Origin of the sequence: Proteus sp. FZP2095 (assembly GCF_023701425.1) — a bacterium.
Classification (GTDB): domain Bacteria; phylum Pseudomonadota; class Gammaproteobacteria; order Enterobacterales; family Enterobacteriaceae; genus Proteus; species Proteus cibarius.
This window is the reverse complement of sequence record NZ_JAMQBJ010000002.1, coordinates 389,325-408,695: the sequence shown is the minus strand read 5'-3', so window position 1 is coordinate 408,695 and position 19,371 is coordinate 389,325. Positions and strand designations below refer to the sequence as shown.

Below are 19,371 nucleotides of genomic sequence, written 5' to 3'. Positions count from 1 at the left end.
AAATATCATGAAAAAAAGTAAACTCTCTATTATTTTGCTTATGCTTTTGTCATCTCCTTTATATGGAAAAGAGAGTAATGATGATAAAGGCAAAGAAAAAGAAAATCAAAACGATGCAATAACAGTTAAAGGCACACTAATAAAAAATAAAGAGACGTTTTCCTCTTTATTACTTAATAACCGAGAAGAGATAAAAGATAAACAACTTGAACAAATAAAAACGAATACTATTGGTAATACCGTTGCAAAAGTCGCGGGTGTACAAGCCGAAGGTTTTGGACCTAATGCTGCAAGACCTGTTATTCGAAGTTTATCAGGAAATCGTGTCGGTATTTTAGTCAATAATCTGCCAATTAATGATGTTTCATTTATTAGTGGAAATATGCCTATTCCCATTGATATGAACCGAATTAATGAAATATCGATCAGTAAGAATTCTGAAGCACTCTTTTATGGTGGTAGTACAAGCGGTGGTGCCATTCATTTATGGGATGATAGGATAATGACACAATTACCTGAAAAAGCCATTTCAGGTGCAGTGACTTTTAATGGAAGTACCAATAACGGTAATGGTGGCTCTGCAAATATTAAACTCAGCGATGAAGAAAATTGGATTTTTAATCTTTCTGGAGCAACGAAGCGTGTCTCTAGATATAAAATTCCTACGAATTCTAAAGCAGGTCCTTGCTACAGCTTTCAGCAACTTAAAGAGCACTTTGCATTACGTGATCAATGCCAAGTGGATATGAAAGTTTTTACCAGTCGTAATCCTGAAGCTTATCCTTATATTAGTGAATTCTGGAAAAAGTATCAGATTGAATATGAGTTAAGTGAAGGTGATAAATACACCTTTAAAGATAAAGATTATTTTTCAGGCATTGGCTATGTAAATAACGAACCAAATTCACTATATAAACCCGGTAGTCCTACATCTATTGAACATGTAACACCACCTAAACATTATGTTGAAAATAACAATAAAGAGATCCCGAATAGCTTTTTAAAAAGCCAAAGTGGCAATGCATCTCTTTCTTATATTAGAGATAAAGGCTATATAGGTTTATCTGTTACTGATTTTCAGACTTCTTACGGTGTGCCGGGATATGCCTATCTCACCACAAAAACAAGCCGAGAAATGTATAAACCGGTTTCAGTTTCAAACCATAATCGGCGGATAGATATACAGGGAAAACATTATCACTTAACACCTTTTTTAAGGGACAGTGCTTTTTATTACTCTTATTCTGAATCTAAAGATGAAGAATTGGTGGGACAAATTGCATCATCAGTATTTGAGACAAAAAATCACCAATTAGCATTAGAAACTGCACATGCTCCACTATTTAATCGGTTAAATGGTGCTGTTGGCGTTAATGGTAATTATCGTGATCTGAAAACGTCTGGTTATGATGCTTATTTACCAAGTGTATTAACCAAAGAGTATGGGATATATTGGGTTGAATCACTCAATTTATCTCCTTTTGAAATTACCGCTGGATACCGTAAAGGCTACACTCAACATCACCTCAATATTCCAGCTAATTATAATAGCGGTAGAGGACAAGGTTCTAATTTACAAAACCGTCATTTTGATACAAGTGCAAATACACTAGCCTTATCTTTTACACCAATTGATGAATGGACATTAAAGCTACAACAAAATATTTCCTATCGGGCACCAGAAATTAATGAACTTTATACACATGGTCCTCATTATGCTTATCTAATTGAGGAACAAGGAAATAGTAAATTTAATACAGAGAAAAGTAAAAGTATTGAATTATCATCTGTTATCGAGGTTGGTAATTTCTCTAATAAACTTAATCTGTATAAAACAGACTATAGTGACTTTAAATTTAGGAGATTAACAGGAGTTAGCCGTGGTGGCGTTACCGTTATGGAATGGGATGAAACAGATCTTGAAACAAAAGGATTAGAATACGAATTTAAGTATTTATACGAATTACCTCACGAGCACAATCTCACATTTACACTATTTGGGGATTTTGTCGAAAATAAAAGCAAAAGAAAGCTATTTATTGCAGGTAATTATTTGCCAAACTTACCTAATGAAAAACATGGTATTAGCATTAATTATCAGCATGGAGAATTAACGGCATTTAGTAGCGCCACTTACAATAAAAAACAGAAAGAAAGTGGTGGATTAATGTATGGTGGAGATATTACTTTCCCTTCTTATACTTTAGTCGATGCGGGTATTGGTAAAAAATATCATCTTGATAAGTTAGACGTTTCAGTTGATTTTATTATTAATAATCTCACCAATACTGAAGCAAGACCGGCATCTTCTCAATTGAAATACTTAGCGCCATTACCGGGTCGAAATTATGGAGTAAATGTCAAAATTGATTTTTAATATATTCTGATTTAACAAGATATAAAGTAAGCGAGGCACCCAATGGGTGCCTCTTTTTTATAATAATACTACGACATTTTCCCCTGGTGTGACATCCTGGTGTGAATGTTTGATGTAACACTTGGTGTAACACATTGCTACGCTATTATTGTTTTAGATAATGATTGGAGATACTTGTACTACTCCCTTTATTTTTTAAGATGCTATCAGAACAAAAACTGATAGCACCCGTTCTACACTCTATTTTCCTTGAGCGAGATATTTTTGCATTTCATCCACAGGAACCATACCACCCCCCGTCGCCCACACTAAATGCGTCGCATTTTGCATTTTTTGACTGTCCAGTGATAAGCCTTGCAGATAATCTTTAGCTTGAGTGACATGTATAGCACCAGCCATTCCCGCTAAAGCCGAAGGTTCTAACTTAATTCCTTCTTCTTTATTTAATAAACTGAGTAAGTCATAAAGCTCTTGGTCATCAATAGTGTAATAACCATCAATTAAGCGCTCCATTGCGCGACCTACGAAGCCTGATGCACGACCAACAGCAAGACCATCAGCGGCAGTGACGTTATCGATACCAATCTCTTGTACTGAGATGCCTTCATGTAATTGGGTATAAACGCCCAATAACATACAAGGTGAGTGCGTTGGCTCTGCAAATAAACAGTGTACTGCATCACCAAATGCCAATTTCAGCCCAAAAGCAACGCCACCAGGACCACCACCAACACCACAAGGCAGATAAACAAACAGAGGATGTTCACTATCAACACGAACACCTTGTTCTTCAAATTGGCGTTTTAAACGTAATCCCGCTACCGCATAACCCAAGAATAATGTTTTTGAGTTTTCGTCATCGATGAAGAAACAGTTAGGATCTTTCTCTGCCTCTTTACGACCTTCTTCTACCGCGATGCTGTAATCTTGTTCATATTCAACAACATTCACGCCATGGGAGCGTAATTTATCTTTCTTCCACTGACGTGCATCAGCAGACATATGAACACTCACACTAAAACCTAATTTCGCACTCATGATCCCAATAGACATACCTAAGTTGCCTGTTGAACCTACCGCGATACTATATTGGCTAAAGAACTCACGGAATTTATCAGAAAATAATTTTTCATAATTATCATCTGTACTTAATAATCCCGCATTGATTGCCAATTTCTCAGCATGAGTCAGTACTTCATAAATTCCACCGCGAGCTTTAATTGAACCTGAAATAGGCAGATGACTGTCCTTTTTCAAACGCAATTGACCGCTAATGGAGGTGTTATAACGCTTTTCAAGAGCAACTTTCATCTTAGGAATATCAACCACTTCTGATTCGATGATCCCTTTAGTAACCGCTGTTTCTGGAAATGCTTTAGCTAAATAAGGTGCAAAACGTTGTAACCGTGCTTGTGCGTCAATTACGTCATCTTGCGTTAAACCAACATATGGAAGTCCCTGGTCAGTGGTGGTCACTTTTGGGTTAAACCAAACCACTTCTTTTAAGTCCACTAAGTCATTAACTAGTGGAAAATTACTTTTTAATTTATTTATATCTATATGGTTCATAGTCGTTCTCTTTTATATGACAAAAGAAAGCATAAATGTACCGCCTAATGCGACAAAGGAGGCAATAAAGGTCGCGACACTGTAAAAACGAAAAGTTTCACTTAAAGTTGCATTACAATACTGCTTCACTAACCAAAACAGTGAGTCTGTGACGATGGTACAACCAATAGCACCTGAACCAATCGCTAATGTAATAATCTCAGGGCTAATGTCTGGGTATAAAGGCATTAATGGTGCAACAATTGCAGTAGCCCCCATCATTGCAACAGTTGCAGAACCAACAGCTGCATGAAGGATAATGGCGACTAACCAAGCCAATAAAATTGGATGCATATCCAAGTTAGAAAGAATTAACGCTAAAGATTCACTTAAACCACTACCTTTTAAAATGCCGTTAAAAGCACCACCCGCACCAATAATTAATAAGATGTTGGCAATAGAGCTAAAGCTATCTTCTGTTTTCTTTAATAAAGTATTCATTCCCATATTACGGCGAATACCTAACACATAATAAGCAACAAAGGCAGCAATAAACATCGCAGTAATTGGGTTACCAATAAACTGTAACGCGGTATAAACCGATGTACCTTTAGTCATATTTAATTCTGCTGCTGTTTTTATCAGCATCAAAACAATAGGTAATAAGACAGTAAACAGAGTCGCACCTAATGAAGGTAAATCTTTTTCTTCACGAATTTCCATATCAGAAAATTCTTCAGGTACGGTTTTAAATGGTAAGCGCTCGCCTAACATTTTTAAGAATAGAGGACCGCCGACTAAAGATGCAACTAAGCCTACCGCAAGACCTGCAACAATAACGGTTCCCATATCTGCCCCTAATTCATTTGTTACGAATAGAGCAGCCGGATGAGGAGGAACAATACAGTGAACAGCCATTAATGCTGTACATAATGGGATAGCTAATTTTAATAATGATGTATTTGTTTTTTTCGCAATTGAGAAAGCAAGAGGAATAAGTAATACCACACCCACTTCAACAAAGAGTGTAATACCACAAATAAGACCAACCAATACCATAATAACGTCTGGAGATAACCAACGGCACTTTTGTAATGTAATACCAATCCGTTCTGCAGCACCTGATATTTCCATCATCTTACCAAGAATAGTGCCTAAACCGATAATTGCTGCTAAAAATCCTAACGTACCACCAATACCATTTTCAATCGCATTTACCATTTCTAAAGGATTCATCTTCATTGCAGTACCCACAAAGAAGCTTGCCAATAGTAAGGCTAAAAACGGATGAAACTTAAGTTTTATTATAGTAAAAACAATGAGCAAGATACTCATTATAAGAGTACCTAGCACCCATAACATTGAATCCATATATCCATCCCAAATATTTTATTTATTGTTAATCATATTGAATATTAATCATTCGGTACTTACAAATGATGAAAACTTACACTAAGATGAACTCAATTAACTCAAATAAGTGATCAAAAGCACAAATAATCACATTATGACGAGTGATGGCATGGTATTTCATCTTAACATTAGCTTGATTGTTAACTTACGTTACTATTAACGACGAAACGAGAATAAAAGAATGTTTGAATCTTCTAACGTGATTTTAAGAAATAAACGATTATCCAGTTATCAATTAGCAAGACTTCACACTTTTGAAGCAACAGGTCGTCATCTTTCATTCGCTTTAGCGGCAGAAGAGCTATCATTAACCCCCAGCGCCATTAGCCACCGTATTAATACATTGGAAGAAGAGCTAGGCATTAAGCTATTTAATCGCTTTCATCGCCGAATTGAGTTAACAGAAGAAGGAGAGCGTATTTATTGGGCACTTAAAAAAACACTAGAAGATATTAACCAAGAGATTTTGGATATTCATAATCAAGAAGTCTCTGGTGTTCTCACTGTTTATTCTCGCCCTTCTATTGCTCAATGTTGGTTAGTCCCTCGTATTTCAGATTTTACTGAACGGTATCCATCCATTGAATTAAATCTACTTACAGGAAATGATGATATTAACTTTCGAGGTTATGGTATTGATCTCGCAATCTATTTCGATGATAAGCAACTACAAAACCTTTATTGCGAAGATTTAATTTCAGAATCTATTATTCCTGTATGCAGTCCCGAATACGCAAAAAGGCATGAGCTTGTCGGCAATATTCATCATCTTTCTAATTGCACTTTGCTACATGATAGACAAGCGTGGAGTAATAACTCTGATTTTGACGAATGGCGAGCTTGGAGTGAATATATGGGGCTTTCACTTTTTCCTAATCGCAGCAATATCTGTTTTGACCGTTCTGATCTTGCTGTTATCGCTGCTGTTAACCATTCAGGAGTGGCAATGGGAAGAAAACGTCTAGTGCAAAAACAACTGGCTAATAAAGAATTAATTATTCCTTTTGATAATAGTGAACTTTTTTGTGCTCAGCGTTATTACCTTGTCACTCGAAATGAAAAAAATAATGCTAAAGTACAACTTTTCATTCAATGGCTGAAAAAACAAATCAAGGAAAGTATGTAATTTTTTAAGGAAAATCAGATGAAAGAGATGACTTTTTCAACACAACAAATTATTGCTATTGCAGAATATGCAGGGCTCGCGATCCCAAGTTGCAATTTCCGTATAAATCCACTCATTAGATTCAAGTGTTGAAAGCAATGCTAATAACTCACTAAGCGTTTCAAATTTTTGTATCATTCTATTTTTCACTAAGGATCTCGTTATTTTTACAATAAACCCGCCAATTAGGCGGGTCTATTATTTCTTGATTCTTAACGTCTATGATCTTATTTAGCTAAAAAGTGTTTATCTTCAACCACTATTAAAGGCTCAATATCACTCTCTTTTTTAATCACCAGAGTTGGGTCTGAACGTAAACAACAACCACCATAATGCCCTCCAACAGTAAAGGTGCAAACTTGGATATAACGATTTGCCACTTTTGGTAAGCACCATAGTTCTTGGTAAATATTTTCTTGGTGTTCAAATTGGCCTTGAGTTTCGTCCAACACATTCTCTTTATGATCAACCAAGCCAATGTTACTACCACAACGCCCAGCAATAGGTTTAATGGCATAACCACTTTTTGCAAGACGAGGCGTCACCGTAAAATCAGTATCTAATAAATAAGGGTTATCAGGGAACAATTGCCATAAAACCGGTAAAATGGCTTTATTACTAGGAATTAATGTCCAAAGAGGCTCAAAAACTGTAATTTCAGGACGTAAAAGTACATCAACTAAACGTACTTCATCTTCAGGATGCCCTGTACGAATAGGGATCAGTGCTTGTTGTTCACTCTCTTCTCTTAATTGGTCTAACGCCGTTTCCCAAGCCCATGTTTTCCAGACACATTCAACGACACGTTTGTCTGCATCAATTAATTGACCACGACTATTCCAATGAAGCTCATCTAATCCACGCAGAATTTTACTGTTATAACCCGCTTGAGTCAGCGATTGTTGCATAAACAGAGCATGATAATCTTCTTCACTATCATCATCTTGAAGAATATGTACAAAAGGTTTCGCATCACTGTGTTTCCACGCATCGGCTAATGCATCAAGCAAGCGTTCACCAGGGTTAAAACCCTCTTTAACTCCACCTTTCTGTGCCCATTTTTCGATAATTAAACCTGCTTCTGTATGGCAAGAGGCAGAGTCAGCATTATATTCATAAACTTTGACACCGCGCTCATCCATGCAAAAATCTAATCGTCCCGTGATCATTTGATGACGTCTGTTTTGCCATGATAAACGGATACGAGGCCACAACACTTCAGGGATATCGAATAAACGCAGTAATTTATCGTCTTTTAACACTTTTTCGGTTGCATGTAGATACATCAAATGCATTTCATTACTTGCGCGAATAAGCTCCTGCTCTGCACTTTCTGAGATGGTGAAATATTCATAGCTATCTTGATTAATAATATGGCCGTGTTGTGCAAGGACATAGGCTTTTTCTAGAGGCGAGCTTTCATCCAACCACTTGCCATCTAATTGACCTTTATTATCAAGCTGTTCGGCATGGATATTTAACAGTTCTGGCACAATTTTAGGTTGAGGAAGACTATAAACATTAGGCTCTGTTTGGATCATCCAACCTAATAGCGTTGTATTATCAAAAGTATCTTGAATAAAGTAGCCGTTATCCGTCACTTTAAGAGGCAATTCCCTTGTCCATTGTTGCCCTGCTGGCAATCGAGTGTGGATAACATTTTGTTCTGCAATACGGATCTTATCTTCAAGCACTTCAGTAATAACAGCGACATGCCCAGTTACTTTGAACTCACCACCTTCTTGCCAAATCAGTAAAGCACCCACAGCAGGGGGTTGTTTGCTACCATTTGCAAAGGCTTGTAATGGCAATATATCGTCATCTATGGTTTTACGTAAAAAACGCAGTGAAAAGATCTCATAAGCCATTCCCACATCAGTAAATACAGCCCCATAATGCAAATAGAGAAAACGGCGAGCGAACTCAACACACTGCCACTTGTGCCCCATATATTCATTACCAATATAACTGCGGAATGAATCATTAGCGGCATAGTCTTCTTTATCAATACTGCTGTAATCTGAAGAGTAAATTGCGACACCACCAGGCGCATAGCCTAACAATGTTCCAAATGGTTCATGACGAATGATATCTTTTACATTCATAATCTCGACCTTGACGATAAATAGATAATTACCCTGCAACACTTATAATCTTGCCTAAGTATTATAGTTAACAATCTTAACGCCGTAGCCTATTAGATGTGAATGTAATTTTATAAATTTCAATAAAGTGAGGATAGTTGTTTGAATTTAACACGGGTTTAAGAAAGGAAATCTCGACGATATAAAAAAAAACTCAAAAATAACCCATTATAAAAAGGCATAAAAGGTATTTTCGAGTATAAACACAGTCAAAGAGGGCTTTATCTTTCTTGTTATAGCCTCATTATTTACTCTTTATTAATCACAAATGCGAGCACAAATAGCAGATAAAATGGTGTTTAGGCAATATATAGCACTGCTTATCAAAAAATTCTCGACAATCCTGCTGGAAATAAGAAGGATATCAAAATAGTTTAATGAAAATTAATATCATCTTATAACATGATGGGTATAAATAATTCACCCAATTAACCGATAACACATTAGTATGGATTTTACTCATTCAAGCCGGAGTGCTTGTATATTTTGAAGATCCATCACGGAAACTTGATATTCAATTTATTGGATATTATTGGTGGTTGATAGGAAGAATGAGGTCACTAATGTCAAAGATTTATCCCATTTCTCAAATTATTGGGCATAAAATTCGTAAACAACGCCAGCAACTTCGCTTGTCAGCGAAGGTTGTCGCTGAACGAGTCGGTATTAGCCAGCAACAATTTTCACGTTATGAGAATGGGCTATGTAAGATTGATGTTGATATGCTCTTTCATATTGCACAAGAGCTAAAAGTCACCCCTGCATTTTTCCTACCGCCAAATGAAGAACAAGTTTCTGCTGTAGCATTGACACAATCCAAACAGTTTTGGAGTGCTCAAAGTCAAATTTAATATTCTTGGTATGGAAATCTTCTGTTTTATCTTCTCATTAAGATAAATAAGATTTCCATATATCACTCTTAATTATATGATTTTATTATATATTATTACCTAGAGTTATTAATTCTCTTCATATATTTCTTTTAGAACAACAAATTTTTTTCTTTTATAAAATAAAGTATTAGCACCATTTTCTCTGATTTCCCCACCAACTTAAGCGATATTTTTCGTACAGATTATCTCCTATTTCTAATACAAATTATGTTAATCTTATTAAGAATAATAACAATTATCATTCAATAATAAGAGTTAAACATGAAATATCGCTATACTCTCTCTCTCACTGCACTCTCATTTCTTTCTGCATCTGCATTAGCCGTTGAGTATCCAGTAGGTCACCCTATTCTTAAAAATGGTATGGAAATTCAAGGGGTTTATCTCCAACCTATTACCATGGATACTGAAGAAGGTCATCATGCGATGAATCACTTAGCTGCTGATAAAGCAGATATCCATTTAGAAGCAGATATTCATGCCACAGAAGATAATCCGAATGGATTTGCTGAAGGCGATTGGATCCCCTACCTCACCATTGAGTACACCGTAACAAAATCTGATGCACCTGCGAAAAAACAGCAAGGCACATTTATGGCAATGGTTGCCAATGATGGCCCTCACTATGGTGAAAACCTGAAGCTGGATGGAAATGGTCAATATAACGTGACCTATAAGATTTATCCGCCTTCATACAACAAAGATATCGCTTTTGGTCGCCATATCGATAAAGAAACTGGCGTTGCACCTTGGTTTGAACCCTTTGAAGTGTCGTGGGATTTCACCTATAGCGGTACAGGCCGTAAAGGTAGCTACTAATTAGCTTGATAACGGATAAATCCAATCATTTGGATTTATCCTTTTTCTCTTTTTAAGTGAAACGCTGATGATCAAAACTCTCTCTAAATACACATTATTACTACTGCTAATGGTGACATCCTCTGCTTTTGCAGCAGAGAAATACACTGTTGAGTTAGAAATGAAAGATGGCGAACTTATTCCACAAACACTTGAAGTTCCTGCAAAAACACCCATTAGAATAAAAATTCGTAATACAGGCACTAGCCCTGTTGAATTTGAAAGTACACAACTACGTAAAGAAAAGGTATTAGCACCGGGCGCAAATTCTGTCGTTGTAATCGCACCACTAAAACCGGGTCGTTACAGCTTCTTTGATGATTTCCACCTTTCTCACCCTCAAGGTGAAATTGTTGCAACTGAAAAGGCAGAGTAAATATGGGACAAGTTCTGTTTGTTGTTTGGCGAGAAAGTTTTGAAGCGCTATTAGTAGTAGGCATTATTTATGCGTGGATAAAACGTTCACCAACACCACAACAAGGTATGAAATACTTGTGGGGTGGCGTGATATTTGGGCTCTTTCTTGCCGTTATTCTAGCGCTAAGTATTTATGGTGTATTTAGCTCCCTAGAAGATATGTGGCAATCTCTATTTATGATCACAATGGAGATCCTCGCCTGTGTGCTTATTGTGCAGATGGTCTATTGGATGAATGGGCAAGGAAAATCATTAAAAGCAAATATAGAAAATGAACTCACTCAAAAAACACAGCAACAAAGTGCGTGGGGTATTTTATTGATTATAGCCATTGCGATTGCCAGAGAAGGCAGTGAAGTGGTGGTATTCCTTTCTAGCCATATAATGGCCCTCAATACACAAACAGCACTGCCTTTCTTTATTGAAGTCCTTATTGGCTTAGTTGTCGCAGCATTCACACTGTGGCTATTTCTGCTGACTTCGAAAGTGGTTTCATGGCGCTATTTCTTTACCGTAACCGGTTTTTTATTACTATTCCTGGCCGTTTCTCTGTTATTAAAAGCCGTAGAAGAAATTGCAAATCTACTGATTGAAATGGATTTTGAATTACCTGATTTCTTTATTTATCCACTTTGGGATATTAGCCATATTCTTGATGATTCGAGTGTTTTTGGTAATTTTTTAGTTTCGTTTTTTGCTTACCGCTCTCAACCTATTGGCTTAAGCGTGGTGACATTTATTCTCTATTGGGTGGTTGTCGCGCTATTATTTAAGCGAGGTTCTCGCCATGCTAAATAATGCAAAATCGAAAAGTAAAAAGCTCACCGCTTTTCTATTTATCTTGTTATTTTCTTTTCCTGTTTATGCCGAAAAAATTATTCAGGGCATTATTCAAGATAGTGAAAACATCGTTATTGCCAAAGGGGATATCCCGACCCCTAAAAAGTTCGAAACTGATATTTTAAGTTATCGAGAAAAAGCTGTTGAGCAATTAACGCTAGTTGAAAAATCGCTCGATAAATTAATCGAGAATAGTGAAAAAAATCAGCTTATTAATGCACAAAATGCTTATCAACAAGCGCATTATCATTATGAAGTTATTCGCCCTATTATCGCCCTTTTTGGATCGAGCGAACGTTTATTGAATAATCGGGCTGATTTCTTTCTTGAAAGAGAAAACTCACCTCGTTTTTCAGGATTTCATTTAGTTGAATATCAACTGTTTAAATTAAGAGATCCTCAAAACGCGACAGAATCGGCAAAAGCCCTTTTAAGAGGCATTAGTGACTTAAAAAAACGTGTCGCAATTGAAGATATTCCTATCCCTAAATTAGTTCAATCTGCGGGTGATAACCTAGAGTTTATTTTGACTGACAAACTCGCTGGTATTGAAAATCAATATTCAAACAGCGATCTGGGAGATAGCTATGCCAATTTATCGGGATCGCGCCTAATCGTGGAGATCTTATCGAATCACATTCCAACGGCTGAATATCAATCTCTTATCAAACAATATGACGATATTGGTGCTCTACTTTTAAAATATCAGCGTGATGAAGGTCTATTCCAGCCTTTAACGGCGCTTCCTGAAACAGAAAAAAGTTGGCTTTTTTCTCAAGTGACACAATTAGCAGAGCAAGTCGCGAACTTACGCAGCACGCTCAATATTGATGTTTACTATCACTATAAAGAAGCAAGTGATGAAAAATAAAACTCTCTTTAAATCGCTATCAAAAAATCCTGTTAACCTCAATAAACGTACAACGTTAAAGTGGCTAGGAGGAAGCTTATTACTCGCTAGTATGGGAGCTAAAGCAGTAGAAAGACAAGAAGCTTCATCAACTTCGCGTTATCAACGCGCTATTGCTTATTTAGGTCAACATCAAGCGGGCGTTATTACACCAGAACAAAAACATGCCTCATTTATTGCACTTAATCTGACAATAACAAGCGCCGATGAGGTGAAAAAAATATTCACAATACTGACACAACGAATTGCGTTTTTAACGCAAACTAGAGAACTACAACAAAGGGCTAATCCACACCTTCCTCCTGCTGAGTCTGGTATTTTAGGCACACAACTACACCCTGATGAATTAACCGTCACCGTCGCTTTAGGCGATAGTTTTTTTGATAGTCGTTTTGGTTTTCAAGCTAAAAAACCTAAACGCTTAGAGCCAATGAAACCCTTTCCTAATGACCGACTCGATCCTAAATGGTGCGGTGGCGATCTATTACTGCAATTGTGTGCAAATAGCCAAGAAAGCGTGATTTATGCGTTAAGAGATATTTTAAAACACCTGTCCGGGAAGGTTTATGCTGTATGGAAAATCGATGGTTTTCTTCCTGCTCGTGATATCGATAATCGACAAACGCCGATTAATCTTTTTGGCTTTAAAGATGGTTCTGGTAACGCGCCTTCTTCAGATAATAGTTTGATGGACTCTCTTGTATGGATCACTGAAAAGCAAAAAGAACCACAGTGGTGTTTAGGTGGAAGTTATCAAGCGGTTCGCCTTATTCGTTTTGCTTTGGAATTTTGGGATAGAACACCTCTTGAAGATCAAGAAAATAACTTTGGACGCCATCGCTCAACCGGAGCGCCAATAGGTATGAAGCAAGAGATGGACGATCCTCAATTTGAAAAAGATCCTCACGGTGACAGGGTGCTATTTGATTCTCATATGCGACGAGCTGAACCAAGAAATCCAGAACGTTATAGTGCCAAGTTACGCCGACGTAGTTATAGCTACTCATTAGGATTAACGCCTTCAGGTCAACTAGATATGGGGCTAATTTTTATCTCGTTCCAAAATAACCTTAAAAAAGGCTTTATTGATACACAAAAACGTTTAGACGGTGAACCCTTAGAGCGTTATATCAAACCTTTCGGTGGTGGATATTACTTCGTGTTACCCGGTATATCTCAAGAGGGTGATATTCTGGCAAAAGGACTATTTGATTAATCAACACAATTTAGGCACTTTGCTTTTTCTGCAAAAGTGCCTAAATAACGCCTCTAGCAAATTAACGAGAAAAATGCGCCATTTTTGCTTTTAATGCATTGCCCAGTTCCATTTGCCTTTCTGGTTCAATAAATCCCATCGTCAATACTGCAGCTACCATTTCCCCTTTTTTATTAAGTACAGGGCATGAAATAGATTGTGCACCTGGAATGCCTTCTGCCGGCTCATGACGAATTGCAAAACCTTGTTGACGAATAATATTTTGCTGCTTTGTTGATAAATCAGCTTCAATTTTTAAATCACTAAAAGTGGCAAAAACAGCACCTGCAGCACTAACTTTATGAGGAACAGGAGTATCAGGTAAAAAATCGATATCAACATGTTTAAAGCTACGATTATAACGGGTTAAAAACAGTTGATTACCTTGAGAAATTACCAGTCCGGTAGACATATTCTGTTCATCTCTAAATTCACATAATAACTGATTAATCTCATCCACGAAGGATTGTGGCTTTGGCGTCGCCTGTGCTAAAAAAAGAATTTTACTGCCCAAACAATACTGGCTTCCTTCACTCTCTTGATACAACATTTCAGAGCGACAAAGTGAAACTAAATATTTATGTAAGCGACTTTTTGAAAGCGAACAGGCTTTTGCAATATCTGACGATCGGGCAATACCTCCATTCGAAGCAATAAATTCAAGAATGGTAATAGCGATATCAACCGAGTTAACTCCTTGAGAATTCTGCATTTATTTTTCCCACACCTATTCGTTATTTACTTTGTTTTATGACGATATCCCATTATTCTTTTTTTGTCATTTTTACTAGTTTATTTCACTGAAACCTTATTTTAAATAGGGCTTTTTAATCATTTTCTGTCGATTATTTTCTTTGTCTATTTTTAGATGATCTAACTCAAGGTTAACTATATATGAATTGGGTTTATATATAGTTAACTTTTCTTGTGCGTGAGAATGTCTATGTCTAAAAATCAAAAATGGGAATTAAATAGAAGAACGTTGTTAAAAGGAATGGGCGCCATTGGCGTGGCTGCTCTTTCTCCTAACGCGTTCAGTCTAGTTAATGAAAATAAACCCATATTTAACCAGAAACCACGGATCAAATTATCCGAGTATAAAACCTTTCGTTCAACCTGTGCGATGGAATGTTTGCACTGTAACCTAACAGCTTTTACACATAAGGGGAAACTGATCAAAATTGAAGCCTCTGAAGGCTTTAATGTGAAATGCTGTTTGCGTGGAATGAGCCGAACTAAGTGGGTATACCATAAAGATCGTCTCACCACACCTTTATTGCGTGTTGGCGAAAAAGGAAAAGCAGAATTTAAGCCGATCAGTTGGGATGAAGCGCTAGATCTTATTGAAAAAAATATCAGAGAAACCATTGATAAGTTTGGCAATGAGGGACTATTTATCTCTACTCATGCGGGCAATATGGACTCGATTAAAAATGATATGGGTAAAGCATTTTTCGATTACTTGGGAGGCTCAACAAAACAAGCAGGCTCTTTATGCTGCTCTGCGGTAACCGCAGCAATGATCCCCATGGTAGGTCTACGCTATGCCGATACTCGTGATACTGTAAAAGATAGTCGTTATATTCTTTGCTGGGGCAATAACCCTGCTGTCACCATGCAAGCATATTTTAAAAACTACAATCAAGCTCGTCGAAACGGCGCCAGAATGGTAGTTATTGATCCTCGCTTTAATGAAACTGCAGCTAAAGCCGATGAATGGATCCCAATTGTACCGGGTACAGATACTGCTCTTGCATTAGGTATGATCAAAATTATCATTGAAGAAAATCTCACTGATAAACCTTTTTTACGTGCTCATACAGGGGCTGTTTATCTTGTTAACGCACAGCAAAAACTATTACGCCAATCTGATGATGACCAAGATAGCTATCTGGTTTTTGATACCCTGAGCCAGCAACTTGTTCACCATGAAACACCCAATATTGTTCCTGCGTTAACTCATGATGAACTACCAGCTAATGCTGATTACGTGACTGTCTTTGAGCAAATTTATCAACAAGCCCAGCCTTGGACTATCGAAAAAACGAGCCAAGAAACAGATATTCCAAAAGAAACGATTATTCGTTTAGCACGCGATTATGCCACCACCAAACCGGCAATGATTGTGCAAAATATGTCAGGTGCTCAACGAACAGAGTTCGGTGCTTATGTTGCTGCAAGCCAGTTTTATCTCGCTTTATTAACCGGCAATATCGGTAAAAAAGGTGCTGGAATTTGTGATGCGGGCGGTGCTCGTCAAATGGCGAAATTTAGCCCAATTATTCCACCAGCACCGAATGCAAAACCCATCAAACCTATCCCCGTTGCAAAAGTCGGTGATTGGATTGTCAATGAAAGACCACACCCAATTAACTTTTGGTGGATCATGACAATGGGTGTAATGACGCAACTTCCTAACACCAATATGGTACGTAATGCACTGAAAAAAGTTCCTTTTGTTGTTGTCGCTGATAACTTGATGTCATCCACGGCTCTTTATGCTGATCTCGTACTTCCTGTTACCACTATTTTTGAAGATACCAGCTTAATGGCAGGGGTTCGTAGCCAATATGTGCAATTAATGGAAAAAGCCGTTGAGCCACCGGGAGAAGCAAAACCTGATTACTGGATCTTTGCTCGTCTTGCTGAGCGCTTTGGTTTTGGTGAAGTCTTTAATCAACCTATTGAGCATTACATTGATGCTTGCCTTAAAGGTTCTGGCATTACTCGTGAAATGCTGGAAAAAGGTCCAGTGCGCCCAGTTGAGGGTGATTGGATCCCATTTAAAGATGGTGTTTTCCGTACCTCAACGAAAAAAGCACACTTCTTTATTGAAGAATGGCAGGGCAAGAACTTCTCCCCTATTGTCACCTACTACCCAGTAAAAGAATCAACAAAAGGTTCACCTGAACTTGCCAAAAAGTATCCTCTGATGGCGGTACAACGCAAACTCGCCCGTAGTGTTCACTCTAGTCATGGTATGAATGAGTGGATCTTAGAAGTACAGCGCAATCAGCCTAATATTCTTATCCATCCTAATGACGCCTTAGCTCGCGGTATTAAAGATGGTGAATGGGCTATCGCGTTTAATGATCGAGGTGAACACCGCGCTATTGCCGTTGTGACCACTCATATTAAGCAAGGTGTTATCTCATTGGATAATGGATGGTGGGAGCAACAAGGCGGAAGTAGTAGCCATGTCACCAATGATCACGTAGAGCCTTTGGGTAATGGTCATTGCTGTAATAGCACCTTAGTTAACGTAAGAAGGGAGGCATGATCATGGCGAAGAAACAGTATGGTTTTCTGATAAATACCAAAGATTGCTACGGTTGCCGTACCTGCTCTATGGCCTGTAAATCTGAAAACGTGACACCTCCCGGTGTGCTATGGCGTCGTGTTCGTGAATTCAACGAAGACCAACCTAATGCACAAGCCTTTATTACGATGTCTTGTAACCATTGTGATGATCCACAGTGCCTAAAAGTCTGCCCTGCTGATACTTATACCAAACGAGAGGATGGTATTGTCGTGCAAGATCATGACAAATGTATTGGTTGCCAGATGTGTATCATGGCCTGTCCTTACAATGCGCCTGTTTATGATCCAGTTGAAGGCAAAACCAGTAAATGCAATATGTGTGCAGATAGACTGGATGAAGGTTTGAAACCACGTTGCGTTGAATCTTGCCCTACGGGTGCCATTGAATTTGGCGAAATTGAAGATTTACGTAAAAAACATACGACAAATTGGGCTTTATTAGAAAAACGCTATGGCGTTCCTGATCACACCATCAGCAACCCTAATATTGTCATTATTGGTATGGAGGATTAATCATGCATGATTATCAACTGCCGTTAGTCCTGTTTACGGTAATGAGTCAATGGGGCATTGGTGCAGTATTAGCGCTTTCACTGTATCAATGGCAAAACCAATCTCAAAACGCTGCAATGCTAAGTACCAAAGCATTACGAACAACCATTGCACTGATTTGGCTAATTGAAGTTGTGGGCTCATCAATGTCAATGGGACACTTAGGTGATCCACTTGGTGCTTATCGTTCTGTTTTAGGTATTGCTCACTCTTGGTTAAGCCGTGAAGCAATTGCTTTCGTTATGCTTAATGGATTGATTTCATTATGGGCATTAGCAAGTTGGGTACAGCCTAATGCTATTCGTCGTAATAGTTTGATTGGATTGTTTTGTGGTGTGATTGGTTTACCTATTATCTTGGTTACAGCACAAATCTATTACCAAATGCAAGCACATCCGTTATGGCATACACCAGCAACACAAATTAGCTTTATTGGTACAGCGTTGCTACTTGGTTTTGGCTCAATGATCCCTTGGTTACGTTTACAAGGTAAAGCCATTAGCAATTCATTAAAAATAGGAACATTTATCGGCGCCTTATTAGTGTTTGTGGGATTAGTTATGCGAGCGCAAGTACCTGGTGCAGATGTGACAAGCCTATTATTGTGGTGGCAAGTCATTGCTAGTTTGATTGTGGGTATTTGTATTATTACGTTGTCTCACAGTGCTTCATTTAGCAAAGCATCGCTCTCTGTTATCACTATTTTGATGCTTTTTAGCGGTGAAATCACCGGAAGAATGCTGTTTTATGGCAATGTAATGTCTCAAGCGCCTTGGTTCTAAGTGTTTTATCTCTGAGTTAAATAGTCACTTAACACGCTTATTTAACTCAGAACCTTCCCCAATATTTCACTTGATATTTTTATTTACCTTAACATTACCTTTAATTTTTCCCCGAATTTATTCGGGGCTTTTTTATCTTATCTAATATTATTGATTTTGCTTTATCGGTACTCTTTTTATCTTTGATGAAATAATCATCTAGCTATCTTTATCAATAATAGGCAAAATTAACCTTAATGATGTAATACAATTACCTGTTTACTATTGGAAAAGAGAGCGCTTCGCATGACTGGATTAATTATTACCATCGCGTTATTGGGTCTTATTTTTTATTATTACAACCGTATTATCTCTATGCGTGAAGCGGTTATCTCAAGTGAAACTGAAATTTCAGTACAATTAGATCGTCGTGGCAAAGTCTTTGACAGCTTATTAGCTACCGTAAAAAAATACCTCAGCCATGAATCTGAAGTCTTTACTAAAATTACTGAATTAAGAACACAAACTCAAAGCGCAAATACCAAAGAAGCCAAAGCAGCTGAAGATGAATTATCAAAAATTGTCTCAAGTGGTGCCATTAATGTTGCGGTTGAAAATTACCCTGAATTAAAATCCGACACCATCATGGCAAATTTACAAGAAGAGATTGTTTCAACAGAAAATAAACTCTCTTTTGCAAAGCGCGGCTATAACCGCACTTTAGAACAATATCGCGCTTTCATCGCTTCTATCCCTGCAGTCTTTATCGTCAAGATTTTCCCAAGCCTTGTTATTGATAAAGAGTACTGGCGTCTTGATGAAGGAACCATTAAAACGGAAGAAGCGCGTCGCATTAATTTCGATTAATTTTATAGTAATAAGAGATAGTTATTACTTCTAGATTGATAAAAACAGCA

At 37.6% G+C, this 19,371-nt stretch carries 16 protein-coding genes; 12 read left to right on the top strand and 4 right to left on the bottom strand.

Features of this window, described 5'->3' with window-relative positions; genetic code table 11:
• Nucleotides 1-7: 7 nt before the first annotated feature.
• Entirely contained in the window at nucleotides 8-2,377 is a 2,370-nt protein-coding gene (locus NBG71_RS12035) for a TonB-dependent receptor domain-containing protein (protein ID WP_075673472.1), read from the top strand.
• 240 nt (nucleotides 2,378-2,617) lie between these two features.
• Here NBG71_RS12035 and dsdA read toward each other — a convergent pair whose 3' ends face one another.
• Together dsdA and dsdX are read right to left on the bottom strand one after the other, a co-directional pair.
• Complete coding sequence (dsdA, locus tag NBG71_RS12030; protein WP_075673473.1) at nucleotides 2,618-3,946, bottom strand: D-serine ammonia-lyase; 1,329 nt, start codon at nucleotides 3,944-3,946, stop codon at nucleotides 2,618-2,620.
• Between the two features lie 12 nt (nucleotides 3,947-3,958).
• Nucleotides 3,959-5,296, bottom strand: a complete 1,338-nt coding sequence (dsdX, locus tag NBG71_RS12025) for a D-serine transporter DsdX (RefSeq protein ID WP_196563579.1) — start codon at nucleotides 5,294-5,296, stop codon at nucleotides 3,959-3,961.
• A gap of 223 nt (nucleotides 5,297-5,519) precedes the next feature.
• Between dsdX and dsdC the strand changes: the two genes are divergently transcribed.
• On the top strand, nucleotides 5,520-6,464 hold the full coding sequence (dsdC, locus tag NBG71_RS12020) for a DNA-binding transcriptional regulator DsdC (protein ID WP_075673475.1): 945 nt from the start codon (nucleotides 5,520-5,522) through the stop codon (nucleotides 6,462-6,464).
• A 266-nt stretch (nucleotides 6,465-6,730) separates the two neighbouring features.
• On the opposite strand, the gene gss is transcribed toward dsdC, so the two are convergent.
• Nucleotides 6,731-8,608 carry a bifunctional glutathionylspermidine amidase/synthase gene (gss, locus tag NBG71_RS12015; protein WP_159241701.1) on the bottom strand — a complete coding sequence of 626 codons (1,878 nt, stop codon included), beginning with the start codon at nucleotides 8,606-8,608 and terminating at the stop codon, nucleotides 6,731-6,733.
• 602 nt (nucleotides 8,609-9,210) lie between these two features.
• On the opposite strand from gss, the gene NBG71_RS12010 reads away from it, so the two are divergent.
• The 6 genes from NBG71_RS12010 (at nucleotide 9,211) to efeB (ending at nucleotide 13,781) form a co-directional block, all read left to right on the top strand.
• Nucleotides 9,211-9,498 (top strand): helix-turn-helix domain-containing protein, encoded by a 288-nt coding sequence (locus NBG71_RS12010; RefSeq protein ID WP_072063612.1) that lies wholly within the window; start codon nucleotides 9,211-9,213, stop codon nucleotides 9,496-9,498.
• 303 nt (nucleotides 9,499-9,801) lie between these two features.
• Nucleotides 9,802-10,359 carry an iron transporter gene (locus tag NBG71_RS12005; protein WP_075673477.1) on the top strand — a complete coding sequence of 186 codons (558 nt, stop codon included), beginning with the start codon at nucleotides 9,802-9,804 and terminating at the stop codon, nucleotides 10,357-10,359.
• Between the two features lie 67 nt (nucleotides 10,360-10,426).
• A complete protein-coding gene (locus NBG71_RS12000; protein ID WP_075673478.1) occupies nucleotides 10,427-10,774 on the top strand; it encodes a cupredoxin domain-containing protein in 348 nt (115 codons plus the stop codon).
• Between the two features lie 2 nt (nucleotides 10,775-10,776).
• Nucleotides 10,777-11,613: an FTR1 family iron permease gene (locus NBG71_RS11995; RefSeq protein WP_075673479.1), complete on the top strand. Its 837-nt coding sequence runs from the start codon at nucleotides 10,777-10,779 to the stop codon at nucleotides 11,611-11,613.
• Nucleotides 11,603-12,526: an EfeM/EfeO family lipoprotein gene (locus tag NBG71_RS11990; protein ID WP_099659943.1), complete on the top strand. Its 924-nt coding sequence runs from the start codon at nucleotides 11,603-11,605 to the stop codon at nucleotides 12,524-12,526. The genes NBG71_RS11995 and NBG71_RS11990 overlap by 11 nt, the downstream gene beginning before the upstream one ends.
• A complete protein-coding gene (gene efeB / locus NBG71_RS11985) occupies nucleotides 12,516-13,781 on the top strand; it encodes an iron uptake transporter deferrochelatase/peroxidase subunit (RefSeq protein ID WP_250916879.1) in 1,266 nt (421 codons plus the stop codon). Before NBG71_RS11990 ends, efeB begins: the two co-directional genes overlap by 11 nt.
• Nucleotides 13,782-13,842: 61 nt before the next feature.
• Here the strand turns inward: efeB and NBG71_RS11980 are convergent, their stop codons facing one another.
• On the bottom strand, nucleotides 13,843-14,532 hold the full coding sequence (locus NBG71_RS11980; RefSeq protein WP_075674131.1) for a helix-turn-helix domain-containing protein: 690 nt from the start codon (nucleotides 14,530-14,532) through the stop codon (nucleotides 13,843-13,845).
• A gap of 231 nt (nucleotides 14,533-14,763) precedes the next feature.
• Here NBG71_RS11980 and NBG71_RS11975 point away from each other — a divergent pair, with 231 nt between their 5' ends.
• The 4 genes from NBG71_RS11975 to NBG71_RS11960 all read left to right on the top strand — a co-directional run bounded on the left by NBG71_RS11975 (nucleotide 14,764) and on the right by NBG71_RS11960 (nucleotide 19,321).
• Entirely contained in the window at nucleotides 14,764-17,100 is a 2,337-nt protein-coding gene (locus NBG71_RS11975) for a molybdopterin-containing oxidoreductase family protein (protein ID WP_250916878.1), read from the top strand.
• Nucleotides 17,101-17,102: 2 nt separating this feature from the next.
• Complete coding sequence (locus tag NBG71_RS11970) at nucleotides 17,103-17,654, top strand: 4Fe-4S dicluster domain-containing protein (RefSeq protein ID WP_072070981.1); 552 nt, start codon at nucleotides 17,103-17,105, stop codon at nucleotides 17,652-17,654.
• A 2-nt stretch (nucleotides 17,655-17,656) separates the two neighbouring features.
• Entirely contained in the window at nucleotides 17,657-18,475 is an 819-nt protein-coding gene (locus tag NBG71_RS11965) for a dimethyl sulfoxide reductase anchor subunit family protein (RefSeq protein ID WP_250916877.1), read from the top strand.
• 285 nt (nucleotides 18,476-18,760) lie between these two features.
• A complete protein-coding gene (locus NBG71_RS11960; protein WP_075674128.1) occupies nucleotides 18,761-19,321 on the top strand; it encodes a LemA family protein in 561 nt (186 codons plus the stop codon).
• Nucleotides 19,322-19,371: the final 50 nt, after the last annotated feature.

What these genes read in the sequence shown, in the direction of transcription:
- gss (WP_159241701.1), bottom strand. Translation starts at nt 8,608, where the DNA reads ATGAATGTAAAAGATATCATTCGTCATGAACCATTTGGAACATTGTTA.
- NBG71_RS11970 (WP_072070981.1), top strand. Translation starts at nt 17,103, where the DNA reads ATGGCGAAGAAACAGTATGGTTTTCTGATAAATACCAAAGATTGCTAC.
- NBG71_RS11980 (WP_075674131.1), bottom strand. Translation starts at nt 14,532, where the DNA reads ATGCAGAATTCTCAAGGAGTTAACTCGGTTGATATCGCTATTACCATT.
- NBG71_RS11995 (WP_075673479.1), top strand. Translation starts at nt 10,777, where the DNA reads ATGGGACAAGTTCTGTTTGTTGTTTGGCGAGAAAGTTTTGAAGCGCTA.
- dsdA (WP_075673473.1), bottom strand. Translation starts at nt 3,946, where the DNA reads ATGAACCATATAGATATAAATAAATTAAAAAGTAATTTTCCACTAGTT.
- NBG71_RS11960 (WP_075674128.1), top strand. Translation starts at nt 18,761, where the DNA reads ATGACTGGATTAATTATTACCATCGCGTTATTGGGTCTTATTTTTTAT.
- NBG71_RS12035 (WP_075673472.1), top strand. Translation starts at nt 8, where the DNA reads ATGAAAAAAAGTAAACTCTCTATTATTTTGCTTATGCTTTTGTCATCT.
- NBG71_RS12000 (WP_075673478.1), top strand. Translation starts at nt 10,427, where the DNA reads ATGATCAAAACTCTCTCTAAATACACATTATTACTACTGCTAATGGTG.
- NBG71_RS11975 (WP_250916878.1), top strand. Translation starts at nt 14,764, where the DNA reads ATGTCTAAAAATCAAAAATGGGAATTAAATAGAAGAACGTTGTTAAAA.
- dsdX (WP_196563579.1), bottom strand. Translation starts at nt 5,296, where the DNA reads ATGGATTCAATGTTATGGGTGCTAGGTACTCTTATAATGAGTATCTTG.
- NBG71_RS11990 (WP_099659943.1), top strand. Translation starts at nt 11,603, where the DNA reads ATGCTAAATAATGCAAAATCGAAAAGTAAAAAGCTCACCGCTTTTCTA.
- NBG71_RS11965 (WP_250916877.1), top strand. Translation starts at nt 17,657, where the DNA reads ATGCATGATTATCAACTGCCGTTAGTCCTGTTTACGGTAATGAGTCAA.
- dsdC (WP_075673475.1), top strand. Translation starts at nt 5,520, where the DNA reads ATGTTTGAATCTTCTAACGTGATTTTAAGAAATAAACGATTATCCAGT.
- NBG71_RS12005 (WP_075673477.1), top strand. Translation starts at nt 9,802, where the DNA reads ATGAAATATCGCTATACTCTCTCTCTCACTGCACTCTCATTTCTTTCT.
- NBG71_RS12010 (WP_072063612.1), top strand. Translation starts at nt 9,211, where the DNA reads ATGTCAAAGATTTATCCCATTTCTCAAATTATTGGGCATAAAATTCGT.
- efeB (WP_250916879.1), top strand. Translation starts at nt 12,516, where the DNA reads ATGAAAAATAAAACTCTCTTTAAATCGCTATCAAAAAATCCTGTTAAC.